The 15259-nt window shown below is 55.8% G+C and carries 13 protein-coding genes and 1 pseudogene; 9 read left to right on the top strand and 5 right to left on the bottom strand.

Translation table 11 applies throughout. The features are described 5' to 3' along the window. Nucleotides 1–147: 147 nt before the first annotated feature. Both NM96_10580 and NM96_10575 read right to left on the bottom strand, forming a co-directional pair. Complete coding sequence (locus NM96_10580) at nt 148–876, bottom strand: DNA-binding response regulator (protein ID AVR79705.1); 729 nt, start codon at nt 874–876, stop codon at nt 148–150. Between the two features lie 184 nt (nt 877–1060). Then, the gene (locus tag NM96_10575) at nt 1061–1966 is read right to left on the bottom strand and encodes a tRNA glutamyl-Q(34) synthetase GluQRS (GenBank protein AVR79704.1); all 906 of its coding nucleotides are present in this window, start codon (nt 1964–1966) and stop codon (nt 1061–1063) included. 191 nt (nt 1967–2157) lie between these two features. Between NM96_10575 and tsaB the strand changes: the two genes are divergently transcribed. Genes tsaB through NM96_10560 form a run of 3 tightly spaced genes read left to right on the top strand, consistent with a single transcriptional unit; the run spans nt 2158 to nt 4108 of the window. Beyond that, the gene (gene tsaB, locus NM96_10570; protein ID AVR79703.1) at nt 2158–2835 is read left to right on the top strand and encodes a tRNA (adenosine(37)-N6)-threonylcarbamoyltransferase complex dimerization subunit type 1 TsaB; all 678 of its coding nucleotides are present in this window, start codon (nt 2158–2160) and stop codon (nt 2833–2835) included. Beyond that, nucleotides 2832–3275, top strand: a complete 444-nt coding sequence (gene rimI / locus NM96_10565) for a ribosomal-protein-alanine N-acetyltransferase (GenBank protein AVR79702.1) — start codon at nt 2832–2834, stop codon at nt 3273–3275. Before tsaB ends, rimI begins: the two co-directional genes overlap by 4 nt. Continuing rightward, the gene (locus tag NM96_10560; protein ID AVR79701.1) at nt 3269–4108 is read left to right on the top strand and encodes a uracil-DNA glycosylase; all 840 of its coding nucleotides are present in this window, start codon (nt 3269–3271) and stop codon (nt 4106–4108) included. Before rimI ends, NM96_10560 begins: the two co-directional genes overlap by 7 nt. Nucleotides 4109–4871: 763 nt before the next feature. Here NM96_10560 and argJ read toward each other — a convergent pair. From argJ to NM96_10545, 3 genes are all read right to left on the bottom strand, one after another. Then, nucleotides 4872–6092 (bottom strand): bifunctional ornithine acetyltransferase/N-acetylglutamate synthase, encoded by a 1221-nt coding sequence (gene argJ / locus NM96_10555; GenBank protein ID AVR79700.1) that lies wholly within the window; start codon nt 6090–6092, stop codon nt 4872–4874. An 82-nt stretch (nt 6093–6174) separates the two neighbouring features. Further along, a complete protein-coding gene (locus tag NM96_10550; protein AVR80324.1) occupies nt 6175–6876 on the bottom strand; it encodes an LrgB family protein in 702 nt (233 codons plus the stop codon). Next, entirely contained in the window at nt 6876–7220 is a 345-nt protein-coding gene (locus NM96_10545; GenBank protein AVR79699.1) for a CidA/LrgA family protein, read from the bottom strand. The genes NM96_10550 and NM96_10545 overlap by 1 nt, the downstream gene beginning before the upstream one ends. A gap of 220 nt (nt 7221–7440) precedes the next feature. On the opposite strand from NM96_10545, the gene NM96_10540 reads away from it, so the two are divergent. From NM96_10540 to murG, 6 genes and pseudogenes are all read left to right on the top strand, one after another. Beyond that, nucleotides 7441–7920: a globin gene (locus NM96_10540; GenBank protein AVR79698.1), complete on the top strand. Its 480-nt coding sequence runs from the start codon at nt 7441–7443 to the stop codon at nt 7918–7920. Between the two features lie 269 nt (nt 7921–8189). After that, nucleotides 8190–9410, top strand: a complete 1221-nt coding sequence (locus NM96_10535; GenBank protein AVR80323.1) for a hypothetical protein — start codon at nt 8190–8192, stop codon at nt 9408–9410. A gap of 86 nt (nt 9411–9496) precedes the next feature. Further along, the gene (locus tag NM96_10530) at nt 9497–10834 is read left to right on the top strand and encodes a UDP-N-acetylmuramoyl-L-alanine--D-glutamate ligase (protein ID AVR79697.1); all 1338 of its coding nucleotides are present in this window, start codon (nt 9497–9499) and stop codon (nt 10832–10834) included. Nucleotides 10835–11077: 243 nt separating this feature from the next. Continuing rightward, nucleotides 11078–12574, top strand: a complete 1497-nt coding sequence (locus tag NM96_10525; GenBank protein ID AVR79696.1) for an amidase — start codon at nt 11078–11080, stop codon at nt 12572–12574. Nucleotides 12575–12896: 322 nt separating this feature from the next. After that, nucleotides 12897–14158: pseudogene (locus NM96_10520) on the top strand (cell division protein FtsW). 3 nt (nt 14159–14161) lie between these two features. Beyond that, entirely contained in the window at nt 14162–15229 is a 1068-nt protein-coding gene (gene murG, locus NM96_10515) for an undecaprenyldiphospho-muramoylpentapeptide beta-N-acetylglucosaminyltransferase (protein AVR79695.1), read from the top strand. The last annotated feature ends 30 nt before the right edge of the window (nt 15230–15259 follow it).

Raw genomic sequence — 15259 nt, 5'->3', positions numbered from 1 at the left:
CGCAGTCGGCAAAGGTGGCTGACAAATGTCCTGTTTTCATTTTGGCTTGCGATTTTTTTTACTTTAATGCACCTGATGAACAGCAGGTTGAACCCGAAAAACAAAACCCTGCGTATGAAAGGCAGGGTTCGGGCTTTATCGGCAAATCTACACCTTGCTTTTGAGGATTTTGCGGATGGCGGAAAGCTGGCGGCGGCTGACGGGCAGGGGTTTGGGGATGTCCAATATCTGCGCGCCCCAGGCGGAATCGCTGTCATCGTCGTCGTCCAACCGTATCAGGTAGTCTAATGTGTGGCGGAAGGCGAGGGCGTTGCGGTGGAGACGGATGATTTTTTCGCCCAACAATTCTTCCCAGTAGACCAAGGTTTTGGGCAGTTCGTAGCTTTGTCTGTCGCCGGTAACCAGAAAGACGGTTTTGTGTTCCGCCATCAGATAACGCGCCTGCTGCCACGGGATTTCGATCATGCGGTCGCGGCTGAAGACTTGGAAATGGGTAAAGTCGTCGGCTTTTTCGCGGTATTTTTCGCTGACCCGGTCCAATGCCGCCTGTAGGCGGGTTGAGCGGATGGGTTTGAGCAGGTAGTCGGCTGCCGCCAGTTCGAAGGCGCGCAAGGCATGTTCTTCGTAGGCGGTGGTGAAGATGATTTCGGGCTGGCGTTTGGCGACACGCTTGATGCGTTCGACCAGCTCGAGTCCGGTAATTTCGGGCAGTCCGATGTCGGCAAATACGATATCGACTTCGTGCATACTCAACCAGTCCAAAGCGGGCTGAGCGTGGTGGAATACGTTGAGGATGACGACGTTGCACTCTTCCAGCAAGATGCGCAGGCGTTCTGCGGCGAGCACTTCGTCTTCAACAATAATGACACTTAACATAATGATTTTCTTTTGTTATTTTTAAGTTTGACGGTCGGGTAAAAAGTCGGCACGGATGGCCGTCTTCCCGTTATGCATTTGGTTACGGCGATTATAGTAAATATGAAGTATTAATGTGCGTGTTATGTAAAAAAACAATTACATTCGAATAATATCTCGAGTAATTTGTTGCAATCTCGCCAATCTACTCCGTAACTATATCATGTATCGGTATTTTATGCGGCTGCCAGTGTTCTATCGCCCAAGATAAAAGCGCCTGTGGGCGGGAAACTTCGGGTGCGGGCGGAAGGTTGAGGTATTGCAGGACTTGGCGGAGTAATTGTTCTTTATGGTTTTCGTCCAAGGCGGGGGCAAGCGTCTGCTTCGACCATTTCTGCCCGTGTTTGTTGACCAAAAGCGGAAGGTGGGCGTAATGCGGGGTAGCGAAGCCGAGGCAGCGTTGCAGGTAGATTTGGCGCGGGGTGGAAACGAGCAGGTCTTGCCCGCGTACGATGTGTGTGATGCCTTGGTCGGCATCGTCGGCAACGACGGCAAGCTGGTACGCCCAAAATCCGTCGGCGCGCAAGAGGACGAAGTCGCCGATGTCGCGGGCTAGGTTTTGGGCGTAATGTCCGACAATACCGTCGTCAAATCCGATGGTTTCGTCGTTGACGCGGATGCGCCATGCGGGCGGTTTGTCGGTGTGGGGGCGGTCTTCGGGGCGGCGGCAGCGTCCGTTGTAAACGAATCCGTCGGCACCTTGGGCGGCGGCCGCCTGCCAGTCTTTGCGGCTGCAATAACAGGGATAGAGCAGGCCTTTTTCTTTCAGACGACCCAAGGCGTCCCTGTACAGCGAATGGCGGCGGCTCTGCCAAACGACTTCGCCGTCCCATTCGAAACCGAAGGCTTCGAGCGTGTGCAGGATATGCGCGGCGGCACCGGGCATTTCGCGCGGCGGGTCGAGATCTTCCATGCGGACCAGCCATTTGCCCCGGTTTGCGCGTGCGTCGGCGTAGGATGCAAGCGCGGTCAGCAGTGAGCCGATGTGGAGCAGGCCGGTGGGGCTGGGGGCGAAGCGTCCGATGTAGTCTGTTGGTAGGGTTGCCGTCATGGTTTTGGGATTGGAGCGGGTTGATGGAAATCGGTTTGGGCGGGACTTGCCGTGTCCGTTTTAACTGCGTTGCGGCAGGGTTTTCAGACGACCTTTGGGGAAAGATCGTCTGAAAACGGGCAAACTATACCAAGCAACTGCTTCTGCGGGCAATGTTATAATGCCGTTTCAACACATTACGGACAGATTCCATGCTCATTGATACTTCACGTCCCATCCTTGCCGTCGATACCGGTACGTCTTTTCTTTCACTCGCTTTGCGTGCGGACGGCGAGGTGCGCCTGTATCATGAAAATGTCGGTACGCGCCAGTCCGAACTCATCCTGCCGCAGATTCGCGTGTTGTTCGAACAGGCGGGCATAGGCGCGTCGGATTTGGGCGGCATCGTTTATGCGCAAGGACCGGGCGCGTTCACCGGATTGCGTATCGGGGCGGGTGTCGTGCAGGGTTTGGCAACCCCTTTCGACACGCCCGTTATCGGCGTGCCGAGTCTGGACGCGGCGGCTTATCTGGTTCCCGACTGCCCTTGCGTATTGGCGGCGACCGATGCGCGTATGGGCGAAGTGTTTTATGCGTGGTTTGATACGCAATCCCATACGCGTTTGGGCGATTATCATGTCGGCAAGGCTTCGGAAATCGTTTTGCCGCAAGGGCAGACCTTCGGAGCGGGTGTGGGCAACGCCTTTGCTTTGGCTGACAAGCCGCCTTTCGACGGCATCCCGTCCATGCCGACTGCCGCCGATTTTCTCGAGCTGGCACTAAGCGGGCGTTATCCTGCGGCAGACGCCGCACATGCCGAATTGTTATACGTCCGCGACAAAATCGCCCTGACGGCGAAAGAGCAGGCGGAAAGGAAGGCGAAACTATGAACATCCGTCGGGCAAGCTCTGATGACTGTGCCGCCCTGACCGCAATCGATGCGGCGGGCAATCCCTCGCCTTGGTCGGAGCGGCAGTTTCTCGAAGCGGTAGCAAATCCTGCCGATACCGTTTGCGTCTGCGAACGCGGAGGCGGAATCTGCGGTTTTGCCGTCTGGCGCGAAATCTGCGGCGAGTCCGAGTTGCATCTGATTGCCGCCGCTCCGGCGTGCCGCCGACAAGGCATCGCCTCAAAACTTTTGGCATATTGGTTTCAGACGACCTCAAGCCAAGGCGTATCTCGCCTGTTGTTGGAAGTCCGCGCAGGCAATGCCGCCGCCATCGACCTCTACCGCAAATACGGTTTTATCGAAACAGGCCGGCGGAAAAATTATTACCCCCTGCACGGGGGCGGATATGAAGACGCAATTTTGATGGAAAAACCATGTTAAGCAGCCGTTACCTCCATTTGCACGAAGCCTTGGGACTGGGGCCGATGTGGCTCAAGCGTGGTGCAAAAACCGTTCCCGCTGCTTTGTCCGCTCCCAAAACCGGTATGCCCAAACCCGCGGCAGTGCCGGTTCAGACGACCATCCCCCGTCAGGAACGCACCCTGTCGGCAGGGGCGCATCAGGCGCGTCTGTCGGCAATGGCAGCCGTACACGGCGGAAACCGACAGGACGTACCCGAGCGCGAAATGCCATCTCCGCAAACCGCGGCTGTCGAAGCAGCCCGTCAGCCCGAGGCGAAACCCAAGCAGGAAATGCCTGCGGACAAACAAGCCCGCAGCATCCGAAACACGGCAGATTTGCCTGCCGCTCCGCACCATTCAGACGACCTCCCGCGCCTGTCCGCCACAGTCAAAACCGCGCGCCTGATGGTGGTCAGCATCTGCCCGTCGACCGAAGATACGCTGCACGGCGAATTGTTCCACGGCGAAACCGGCGTCCTGCTGGACAATATGCTCGCCGCCATCCGCCTCAGCCCGCAGCAGGCGCATAAAACCAGTTGGGTGAAAGCCGCCCCCGTGTTCAGCCCGCATCCCTCGGAAGCGCAAATCCACGCCGAATTGCCTGCACTGAAGCATGAATTGGAATCGTCCCAAGCCCGTGCGGTATTGTTTTTAGGGCAGGTTTTCGAACAGAAAGAAATGATGGCGGTCATGGACGAATTGTGCGGCGGCATACCGTATTTCACCATCCCGCACCCCGCCCGCCTGCTGCGCCAACCGCGCCTGAAGGCATATGCCTGGCAGGTGTTGAAGAAAGCGGCGGCTGTGTTGTAGGGTTGATTGGAACAAAGGTCGTCTGAAACTTGGGAATAGGGTTTCAGACGACCTTTTTGCATTTTTTCAGCGGAGGTGTTTTGCGGACGACACACGCGCTGAGATGATGGTAAAGATTACATTCCGTCATTCCCGCGCAGGCGGGAGTCCACTGGAAGCCCTATGCAACGGGTGTTTGCAAAACAGCCGGCCGTAGCGTGGGCTTTGCCCACGGACAGGGTTTGCCGACGCTCCAGTGTAAAGATAGCCGCGTTATTTGCATCACAAAAAGTCGTCTGAAAACCTTGTCTTTACGGGCGGTAGCGAAAACATAGAGCCTGCTCTAAAAGATGTTTTCGCTATTTTTGTCCGTGGGCAAAGCCCACGCTACGCTGTAAGCCTGAGATTCAATGTTTGTAAAATAGTTGCCGAGATTCAAAAGTGGATTCCCGCCTGCGCGGGAATGACGGCATGGGGGAATTTTTGTTTAATTGATGGGCTGTTTTTTGTGGGAAAAGCCTGTGGCACAGGTTGAAAGCCAACCGTAGCGTGGGCTTTGCCTACGGGTTGTTTTTTTGAAAAAACAAAGGTCGTCTGAAAGCCTGTGCACAGGTTTCAGACGACCTTTTATATTTTCGCGGGCATAGCCCACGCTACCAGTTGAACACTGCCGGAATATCGTTCTTTTCGATCGTGTTTCCATTTGATGTGGCGTAGGCTCCGCCCACGGACTGAGTTTACTGACGAACAAGGTCGTCTGAAAACCCAACCTTACAACCTATCCTTACGAGCGGTAGTCTGCGTTGATGGAGACGTAGTCGTGCGACAGGTCGCAGGTATAGATAGTGGCGGCGGCTTGTCCGCGGTGGAGTTTGATGCGGACGGTGATTTCGTCTTTCGCCATCACTGCCTGTCCTTGTTCTTCGGTGTAGCTTGCGGCGCGGCCGCCGTTTTCGGCAACCAATACGTCGTCCAGATACATTTCGAGGATGTCGGCGTCCAAATCGGCGATGCCGGCGTAGCCGATGGCGGCGAGCAGTCTGCCGAGGTTGGGGTCGGAGGCGAAGAAGGCGGTTTTGACGAGGGGCGAGTGGGCGACGGCGTAAGCGACTTGGCGGGCTTCGTCGCGGGTTTTGGCGTTTTCGACGCGGACGGTGATGAATTTGGTCGCGCCTTCGCCGTCGCGGACGATGGCTTGGGCAAGTTCGAGGGCGAGGCTGCCGAGCAGGTCTTTGAGCTGTTTGTAGCGCGGGTCGGCGATGTTGTCGATTTCGCTTTGGCTGTTTTTGCCGGTGGCGATGATGACGAAGCTGTCGTTGGTGCTGGTGTCGCCGTCAACGGTGATGGTGTTGAAGGTTTCGTCGGCGATTTCTTGGGTCATCAGCTGGAGGACGGGTTGGGAAACTTTGGCATCGGTGGCGATAAAGGAGAGCATGGTCGCCATGTTGGGATGAATCATGCCGGAGCCTTTGGCGATGCCGGTGGCGCGGACGGTGTGTTTTTCGCCGACGCTGCCTTCGCGCGAGGCGGATTTGGGCACGGTGTCGGTGGTCATGATGGCGCGTGCGGCATCTGCCCAGTCGGCGGGCTGCATTTTTGGCAGGGCGGCGACGATTTTGCCGACGGGCAGGGGCTCGAGGATGACGCCTGTGGAGAAGGGAAGGACTTGTGAGGGTTTGCAGCCGGTTTGTTCGGCGGTGGCGGCGCAGGTTTCGATGGCGTCGATTCTGCCTTGCGCGCCTGTACCGGCGTTGGCGTTTCCGGTGTTGATGATGATGGCACGTACGCCGTCTTCGTCGAAGAGGTGTGATTTGGCGATGTGGACGGGGGCGGCGCAGAAGCGGTTGGTGGTAAAGACGGCACCGACAGTGTTGCCGCCGGAAAGTACCATCAGGGTGAGGTCGGCGCGGTCGGTTTGTTTGATGCCTGCGCGGGCGGTGAAGAGTTGGATGCCGTCGATGTTCAGCAGTTGGTCTGCGGTTTTTTCTATGAGGTTGACTGCCATTTTGCTGCTCCTTTGTTTGGGGTTGCTATGGGTTTGGGTTTCAGACGGCCTTTTTGGTTCATCGGGGTCGTCTGAAAAGTGTTCAGAATCCTAATACGGGGATGATAATCGGGGCGATGGCGGCGGTCAGTACGCCGTTGAGGGTCAGCCCCAGCCCTGCGTATGCCGCCATGCGCCGGCTGCGCTCGAGCGAGGCGGCGATGCCCATGGCGTGTGAGGCGGTGCCGAGCGACATACCGACCGACGAGGGCATAACGACGGTGTTTTTAAGTACGGTATAACCGGCGATCTGCCCGACCAGTCCGGCGACGATGACGGTGGCGGCGGTGATGGCGGGGATGCCGCCTATGGTGCGGGTGATTTCAATGGCAATGGGGTTGGTCACGGATTTGGCGGCGAGCGAGAGGACGACTTCGCGTTCCGCGCCCAGCCATTTGGCGAAATACATGCCCGTGATGATGCCGGTAACGCTGCCGGCGAGCTGCGAGACGATGACGGGCAGCCACTGGCTGAAGATTTTTTGACGGTTTTGATAAAGCGGGACGGCAAGTGCGACAACGGCGGGCTTGAGCCAGAAGTCGATAAACTGCGCGGCATCGTGGTACACGGCGTAATCGATGTCGAGGATTTTGAGGTAGGCAATCAGGGTAACGGTGCTGATTAAGACGGGGTTGAGCAGCAGATAGCCCGTCCGCGCGCGGAGGATGAGTGCCAGCGCGTAAACCGCCAGCGTCAGGAAAAGCAGGACACTGGGCTGCTGCCACAGGGAAAGGATGTCGTCCATCAGATTTTCTCCCGTATCCATTGGTGCACCTTGCCCGTTACCAACAGGACGCACACGGTACTGGCGGCTGCGGAAACGAGTATCGACAGCCAACTGTCGGCAATCAAATCCAAATAGCTAATGACGGCGACGCAAGGCGGAACAAGAAAAAGCGTCAGGTTTGACATCAGCGCGTCGGTAAGCTGCTGCAACCACTCGGCTTTCACCCACCCCGCCTGAAGCATGGCAAACAAAATGCCCATGCCGATAATGCTGCCGGGCAATTTGATGCCCGTAAGGTAGGCGGCAGTTTCGCCGAGCGCGAGACAGCCGAGCAGGACGAGCAAGGCGCGGATGGTGTGCATGGGTCGGGTTTCCTCTATGGTTTGCCGCTTTGCAGACGGGCGGTTTATGAATCTTTGTTAATAATTGAATCATAACGCCCTTGGGGTCGTCTGAAAACCCGTTTGCCGGTTTGATTTTGCCCCGGCTGCGTTTTTAGACGATCTCTCTTTATCCTGTATGACACAATCGGCGCAGTCTATTAAAATCCCCGTTTCAGACGACCTTTAAAGAAAGAATGACATGTATCACGCATTCGGCGGCGCAACAGGCGTACGCAACCTGACCGACCGCTTTTACGACTTGATGGAACTCGAACCGCAATACTGCACCCTGCGCCAGATGCACGGCGAAGACATGACACTGATTCGCGAAAAACTCTACGAATTTTTCAGCGGCTGGCTCGGCGGCCCGCCCTTGTTCGAGCAGAAATACGGCCATCCCATGCTGCGGGCGCGCCATATGCCTTTTGCCGTGAATATGCAGGTGCGCGATGAATGGATCGCCTGCTTTGCCCAAGCCATGAGCGAACTGGAAATCAGCAAAGACCTCGCCGAGCCCGTCCTCATCCGCATTTTTGCGATGGCGGACTGGATGCGCAACCAAAACGAAGAAGGCGTAGAACCGCCCATGCCGCCGATGGCGGTCGATCCCGCAATCCGCATTCCCGAGCTGAAAAACGTTTTGCAGCAATACGGCGTGGATGGTTATTTTGAAGCTTGAGGTCGTCTGAAAAGTATTTTTTCGGGCGGGATATTCGTATTCTGCAAAATTAAAATATCTGATTCTATCGATTGACTGTTGTGGTAATTTTGAAATGTCGGATTCAGGAATTCGACCTACGGAACTACAACAAAGTTGTAATGCTTACCGTACATTGGATTAAGTAGGATAATGAAGCCTTTCCCAAGGTCGTCTGAAATACATAGACAAACCCAAAAACATTCTGAATAAAAAAGGATTTTAAGATGAACACATGGTTGAAAAAAATGATGGTTGCTTTGCTGGCTTTGGGCATAGGGCAAGCAGCTTGGGTTGATGATGTGCCAAATTTTAAGAAAATGCTTCAAGCTGCGGAGCAAGGGAATGCATACGCCCAAAATAATTTGGGTTGGATGTATTACAAAGGCGAAGGAGTTCGTCAGGATTATAAACAGGCAGTGCAGTGGTATCGCAAGGCGGCAGAACAAGGGAATGCTCAAGCTCAATATAGTTTGGGCGTGATGTATGAACAAGGGCAAGGAGTGCGCCAAGACGATGCCGAAGCGGTCAAATGGTATCGGCAGGCGGCGGATCAGGGGTTGGCCCAAGCCCAATTCAATTTGGGCGGGATGTATGAAAATGGACAAGGCGTGCGCCAGGATGATGCCGAAGCGGTCAAATGGTATCGGCAGGCGGCGGATCAGGGGTTAGCCCAAGCCCAATTCAATTTGGGTGTGATGTATGCCAACGGACGCGGCTTGCGCCAAGACGATACCGAAGCGGTCAAATGGTTTCGTAAGGCGGCGGAGCAAGGGTTAGTCGAAGCTCAATACAATTTGGGCGGGATGTATGAAAATGGACAAGGCGTGCGCCAAGACGATGCCGAAGCGGTCAAATGGTTTCGGCAGGCGGCAGCACAGGGGTTAGCCCAAGCCCAATTCAATTTGGGTGTGATGTATGAAAATGGACGTGGAGTGCGCCAAGACGATGCCGAAGCGGTCAGATGGTATAGGCAGGCGGCGGAACAGGGAGATGCCGAAGCTCAAATCCATTTGGGCAGGATGTATGTTAACGGACGCGGCTTGCGCCAAGACGATGCCGAAGCGGTCAAATGGTTTCGTAAGGCGGCGGAGCAAGGGTTAGTCGAAGCTCAATACAATTTGGGCTTGATTTATGCCCAAGGACGCGGCGTGCGCCAAGACAATGCCGAAGCGGTCAAATGGTTTCGGCAGGCGGCAGCACAGGGGTTCGCCCAAGCCCAATACAATTTGGGCATAATGTATTACAAAGGGCACGGCGTGCGCCAAGACGATGCCGAAGCGGTCAAATGGTTTCGGCAGGCGGCAGCACAGGGGTTAGCCCAAGCCCAATTCAATTTGGGCGTAATGTATTACAAAGGGCACGGCGTGCGTCAAGACCTTGCGCTCGCTCAAGAATGGCTTGTCAAGGCGTGTCAAAACGGATACCAAGACAGCTGCGACAATTACCAACGCCTGAAGGCGGGTTATTGAACAGCTCGCGATGCCGTCTGAAAGCGGCTTGAGCAGGGGGCGGACATCCTCCTGCTTCATATGATTTGTTTTAGGATAAAACCAAAATGACTTTTCAAAACAAAAAAATCCTCGTCGCCGGACTCGGCGGTACGGGCATTTCCATGATTGCCTACCTGCGCAAAAACGGCGCGGAGGTTGCCGCTTATGATGCGGAGCTGAAACCGGAGCGCGTGTCGCAAATCGGTAAGATGTTTGACGGGCTGGTGTTTTACACGGGTCGTCTGAAAGATGCGCTGGACAACGGTTTCGATATTCTGGCGCTCAGTCCAGGCATCAGCGAGCGTCAGCCGGATATTGAGGCGTTCAAGCAAAACGGCGGGCGCGTGTTGGGCGACATCGAATTGCTGGCGGACATTGTAAACCGCCGCGGCGACAAGGTAATCGCGATTACCGGCAGCAACGGCAAAACGACGGTAACGAGCCTGGTCGGCTATCTCTGCATCAAGTGCGGGCTGGATACCGTTATCGCGGGCAATATCGGCACGCCGGTTTTGGAGGCGGAATTGCAGCGCGAAGGCAAAAAGGCGGACGTGTGGGTGTTGGAGCTTTCCAGCTTCCAACTGGAAAACACCGAAAGCCTCCGCCCGACTGCGGCGACGGTGCTGAACATTTCCGAAGACCATCTCGACCGCTACGACGATTTGCTCGACTACGCGCATACCAAAGCCAAGATTTTCCGTGGCGGTGGCGTGCAGGTTTTGAATTCAGACGACGTGTTCTGCCGAGCCATGAAGCGTGCCGGGCGCGAGGTAAAATGGTTTTCGTTGGAACACGAAGCCGATTTTTGGTTGGAACGCGAGACAGGTCGTCTGAAACAAGGCAATGAGGATTTGATTGCCACGCAAGACATCCCGCTGCAAGGCCTGCACAACGCCGCCAACGTTATGGCTGCCGTCGCCTTGTGCGAAGCCGTCGGTTTGCCGCGCGAAGCATTGCTCGAACACGTCAAAACCTTCCAAGGCCTGCCGCACCGCGTGGAAAAAATCGGCGAAAAAAACGGCGTGGTATTCATCGACGACAGCAAAGGCACGAACGTTGGCGCGACCGCCGCCGCGATTGCCGGTTTGCAAAATCCGCTCTTCGTCATTTTGGGCGGCATGGGTAAAGGGCAGGACTTCACGCCCCTGCGCGACGCGCTTGCCGGCAAGGCAAAAGGCGTGTTCCTGATCGGCGTCGATGCGCCGCAAATCCGCCGCGATTTGGACGGCTGCGGTCTGAATATGACCGACTGCGCCACTTTGGAAGAAGCCGTCCAGACGGCATACGCCCAAGCCGAAGCGGGCGATATCGTGCTGCTCAGCCCCGCCTGCGCGAGCTTCGATATGTTTAAAGGCTATGCACACCGTTCGGAAGTGTTTATCGAAGCGTTTAAGGCTTTGTGAGGTCGTATGAAACATGAAAAGAGGGTTGTTTTTGCCGTAAACCTTGTGCGCCATCGCCTCAAAGGTCGTCTGAAAACGTCAAGGCGGTTTCAGACGACCTTTTTACAGCAACGGCAAACTTGTTCTTTGCCTTTATCCGGTGTGACTGTTTCTTAAAAATTGCCTATGCGGGCAAACGGCGAGGCGGCGGGCAGCCATGCCTGACCGAAAAAACGTGTGTTCATCAATCCGAAAGGAAAACCCATGAATTTTCAAGACTACATCCGTTACGATGCCGTCGGTTTGGCAGAGCTGATCCGCAAAAAAGAAGTGTCCGCCGATGAAGTGTTGCAGGCTGCTTTAAACCGCTTGGACGAAGTCAACCCCAAGCTCAATCTGTTGGCGCACGATTTGCGCGAACGCGCGGCGGCGTGGCAGGGGTCGTCTGAAAATGTCGATACGCCGCTGGCGGGCGTGCCGTTTTTGCTCAAAGACCTGCTGGCGGATTGGGAAGGCGCGCCGACATGGTCGGGTTCGCGCATGATGCAGCATTACATTGCCAAGCAAAACAGCGATTTAACCCAAGCCTATCTCGATGCGGGGCTGCGCGTATTCGGCAAAACCACCACGCCCGAATGGGGCGCGTATGCCGTTACCGAAACCGAAATTTACGGCATCACGCGCAATCCGTGGCATTTGGATTACACCGCAGGCGGCAGCAGCGGAGGTGCGGCGGCGGCAGTGGCTTCGGGCGTCGTCCCCGCAGCGCACGGCAGCGACGGCGGCGGCTCTATCCGCTTACCCGCGCACAACTGCGGCGTGTTCGGGCTGAAACCCACGCGCGGCCGCAGCAGTTACGCGCCGAACGCATCGGAAGCGTGGCAAGGCTTGGTATGCGATCATGTGTTGACCCGCAGCGTACGCGACAGCGCGGTTTTGCTGGACATCGCCGCCCAAACCCAAGAGCGCGCCCTGTATGCCTGCCCGCCGCCGCCCGAAAACGGTTTTGTAGACAGCCTGAAACTAGAAACAGGTCGTCTGAAAATCGCTTTTTGGAAACAGACATGGTTTGGCGGTGGCAACGATGAAGGCACGGAAGCCGCGTTCGCCCATAGTTTGAAACTGATGCAAGATGCGGGACACGAATTGGAAGAAGCCACGCCCGATTTTGCACCGCCCGAACAGCTCAACCGCGCCGCCCGCGTCATCGTTATGGGCGAAACGGCAAAACTGTTCTACCAATATCAATACGAAACCGGACAAAAACTGCCGCACCGCCTGCTTGAGCCGACAACGTGGGCAATGATTGTGCAGGGGCGGCAAATCAGCGCGGGCGAAATGGCTTGGGCGCGCGATGTGATGCTGGCGCAGGAGCGTGCCGCCAAAGCATTTTTTACGCGCTACGACGTGTTGATGACGCCCGTCTGCCCGCGAACCACGCCGAAAATCGGCGAGATGATGCCGCCGCCCGCCGCACAAAAAGCCATGCGCCTGCTGTTCGGCACGCTGCGCTTGGGTTTTCTGTTGAAAAACAACCCGTTTTTGGAAAAAGAAGCCGCCGCCGCGCTGCAATACGTCGGCTATACGTCGCCGCTGAACATGAGCGGCAACCCCGCTATGAGCGTGCCGCTTTACCGGCATAACGGATTGCCCGTCGGCACTCAGTTCGCCGCCGCACACGGGCGCGAAGACACGCTGCTCCGCCTTGCCGCGCAATTGGAACAGATACAGCCGTGGGCGGAAATACCGCAGTTGGTTTAGGGTTTGCATTGGATAAGAAGCGGTCTGTTTGCTTGAGGAAAAGATTGAGATAAGGTCGTCTGAAAACATAAAAGCGTTTTCAGACGACCTTTTTTGCGTGTGTGATGGGTAGGGTAGGGCGCAAAGAACGCCGGAATCCGACTGTCTTTAAAGAATCCGAATTGTTGCTTTGCCAAGAAACCTTTAGAATGACGTTTTTCTGATTCACGCTATTTTTTCAGACGACCTTCGATGTCCCGATTAGGCGGAGGGTCGTCTGAAACGCTTTGTTCTGGTTGTTTCGGGGCAGATTTTTCCGTCTGCCCCCATACGGATGTTTTTCATGATTAGTCTTTCCAAACTTCTCGACCGCCCGATTTCTTTGGACGGTCGGAAATTCGATGTGTCACTGTTGTGGATGGTCGTTTTGATGACCGCCTTCAGTTTGGTGATGATTTATTCTGCGTCGATTGCTTATGCTGCGTCCGAAGGCGGCAATCAGTTTTCTTTTGTCAGCAAGCAGGCGATGTTTGTCGGGGCGAGCGTATTGGGCTGCCTCGGGCTGTCGCTGTTGAGCATGAGCTTTTGGCGGAAAATCATTCCGTTTTATTTTGCTTTTTCCGCGATTTTGCTGGTGGTCGTGTTGTTTGTCGGCCGTGAAATCAACGGGGCGACGCGTTGGATACATATCGGACCGCTCAATCTTCAGCCGACCGAGTTGTTCAAGCTGGCGACGGTTCTGTATTTGTCCAGCCTGTTCACGCGGCGTGAGGAAGTTTTGCGCAGTATGGACTCTTTGGGTTTGAAGCCGCTGTTTGTCGGTTTGTTCAATGCTTTTATGTGCCCGTTCAGCAAGGAAGCGCGTCAGAAAACTTGGCAGAAGCTGAAGAAGTTTAAAAATATCCTGCTGCCTATCGTGATGATTGCGCTGGGTTTGGTTTTTGTGATGGCGCAACCTGACTTCGGCTCGTTTGTCGTGATTGTGTCGATTACGATGGGTATGCTGTTTTTGGCGGGTTTCCCGTGGAAATATTTTGCCGTCTTGGTACTGAGTGTGCTGGGGGAATGGGCGTAATGATTTTGGCGGCACCCTACCGTATGGCGCGCGTGTCGGCATTCTTGGACCCTTGGGGCGACCCTTTGGGCAAAGGTTATCAGTTGACGCATTCGTTGATGGCGATTGCGCGCGGCGAATGGTTCGGTCAGGGCTTGGGCGCGAGTTTGGAAAAACGCTTCTACCTGCCCGAGGCGCATACCGACTTTATCTTTGCCGTCATCGGCGAGGAATTCGGGTTTGTGGGGATGTGTATTTTGGTGTTCTGCTACGGCTGGCTGGTGATGCGCGCATTCTCCATCGGCAAGCAGGCGCGTGATTCCGGACTGACGTTCAGCGCGTATGTCGCCAACGGCATCGGTATTTGGATAGGGATTCAAAGTTTCTTCAATATCGGCGTCAACATCGGTATCCTGCCCACCAAAGGCCTGACTTTGCCGTTGATGTCTTACGGCGGTTCGGCGGTTGCCGTTATGCTGGTGTGCGTTACCTTATTGTTGCGCGTCGATTATGAAAACCGCAAAAAAATGCGCGGTTACCAAGTGGAGTAAATCATGGGCGGTAAAACTTTCATGCTGATGGCGGGCGGTACCGGCGGCCATATTTTCCCTGCGCTGGCGGTGGCGGATTCATTGCGCGCGCGCGGCCATCATGTGATTTGGCTGGGCAGCGAAGGCTCGATGGAGGAGCGCATCGTACCGCAATACGACATCCTGCTCGAAACGCTGGCGATTAAAGGCGTGCGCGGCAACGGCATCAAACGCAAGCTGATGCTGCCGTTTACTTTGTATAAAACCGTCCGCGAAGCGCAGCGGATTATCCGGAAACACCGCGTCGAGTGCGTCATCGGTTTCGGCGGCTTCGTTACCTTTCCCGGCGGCTTGGCGGCGAAACTGTGCGGCGTGCCGATTGTGATTCACGAGCAAAACGCCGTGGCAGGTTTGTCCAACCGCCAACTGTCGCGCTGGGCGAAGCGGGTGTTGTACGCTTTTCCGAAAGCGTTCAGCCACGAAGGCGGCCTGGTCGGCAACCCCGTCCGCGCCGATATTGCCAATCTGCCTGCGCCTGCCGAACGCTTCCAAGGGCGTGAAGGTCGTCTGAAAATATTGGTGGTCGGCGGCAGTTTGGGTGCAGACGTTTTGAACAAAACCGTACCGCAGGCTTTGGCTTTGCTGCCCGACGATGCGCGCCCGCAGATGTATCACCAATCGGGTCGGGGCAAGCTGGGCAGCTTGCAGGCGGATTACGACGCGCTGGGCGTGAAAGCCGAATGCGTGGAATTTATTACCGACATGGTGTCCGCCTACCGCGATGCCGACTTGGTGATTTGCCGTGCCGGCGCGCTGACGATTGCCGAGTTGACGGCGGCGGGGTTGGGTGCGCTGCTGGTGCCGTATCCTTACGCTGTCGATGACCATCAAACCGCCAATGCGCGTTTTATGGTGCAGGCAGAAGCAGGATTGTTGTTGCCGCAAACCCAGCTGACAGCGGAAAAACTCGCCGAAATCCTCGGCGGCTTAAACCGCGAAAAATGCCTCAAATGGGCGGAAAACGCCCGCACATTGGCACTGCCGCACAGCGCGGACGATGTAGCGGAAGCCGCCATCGCATGTACGGCATGATGACATGATGTGATGAATGAAACAGAGGTC

It is taken from the genome of Neisseria mucosa, from assembly GCA_003028315.1.
Lineage (GTDB): Bacteria > Pseudomonadota > Gammaproteobacteria > Burkholderiales > Neisseriaceae > Neisseria > Neisseria mucosa.
This window is presented reverse-complemented; position numbering and strand designations above follow the sequence as displayed.

Excerpts from the sequence above, each read along its gene's own strand:
- NM96_10580 (AVR79705.1), bottom strand. The coding sequence starts at position 876 with ATGTTAAGTGTCATTATTGTTGAAGACGAAGTGCTCGCCGCAGAACGC.
- rimI (AVR79702.1), top strand. The coding sequence starts at position 2,832 with ATGAACATCCGTCGGGCAAGCTCTGATGACTGTGCCGCCCTGACCGCA.
- argJ (AVR79700.1), bottom strand. The coding sequence starts at position 6,092 with ATGGCAGTCAACCTCATAGAAAAAACCGCAGACCAACTGCTGAACATC.
- tsaB (AVR79703.1), top strand. The coding sequence starts at position 2,158 with ATGCTCATTGATACTTCACGTCCCATCCTTGCCGTCGATACCGGTACG.
- NM96_10525 (AVR79696.1), top strand. The coding sequence starts at position 11,078 with ATGAATTTTCAAGACTACATCCGTTACGATGCCGTCGGTTTGGCAGAG.
- NM96_10530 (AVR79697.1), top strand. The coding sequence starts at position 9,497 with ATGACTTTTCAAAACAAAAAAATCCTCGTCGCCGGACTCGGCGGTACG.
- NM96_10535 (AVR80323.1), top strand. The coding sequence starts at position 8,190 with ATGGTTGCTTTGCTGGCTTTGGGCATAGGGCAAGCAGCTTGGGTTGAT.
- NM96_10545 (AVR79699.1), bottom strand. The coding sequence starts at position 7,220 with ATGCACACCATCCGCGCCTTGCTCGTCCTGCTCGGCTGTCTCGCGCTC.
- NM96_10550 (AVR80324.1), bottom strand. The coding sequence starts at position 6,876 with ATGGACGACATCCTTTCCCTGTGGCAGCAGCCCAGTGTCCTGCTTTTC.
- NM96_10560 (AVR79701.1), top strand. The coding sequence starts at position 3,269 with ATGTTAAGCAGCCGTTACCTCCATTTGCACGAAGCCTTGGGACTGGGG.
- murG (AVR79695.1), top strand. The coding sequence starts at position 14,162 with ATGGGCGGTAAAACTTTCATGCTGATGGCGGGCGGTACCGGCGGCCAT.
- NM96_10540 (AVR79698.1), top strand. The coding sequence starts at position 7,441 with ATGTATCACGCATTCGGCGGCGCAACAGGCGTACGCAACCTGACCGAC.
- NM96_10575 (AVR79704.1), bottom strand. The coding sequence starts at position 1,966 with ATGACGGCAACCCTACCAACAGACTACATCGGACGCTTCGCCCCCAGC.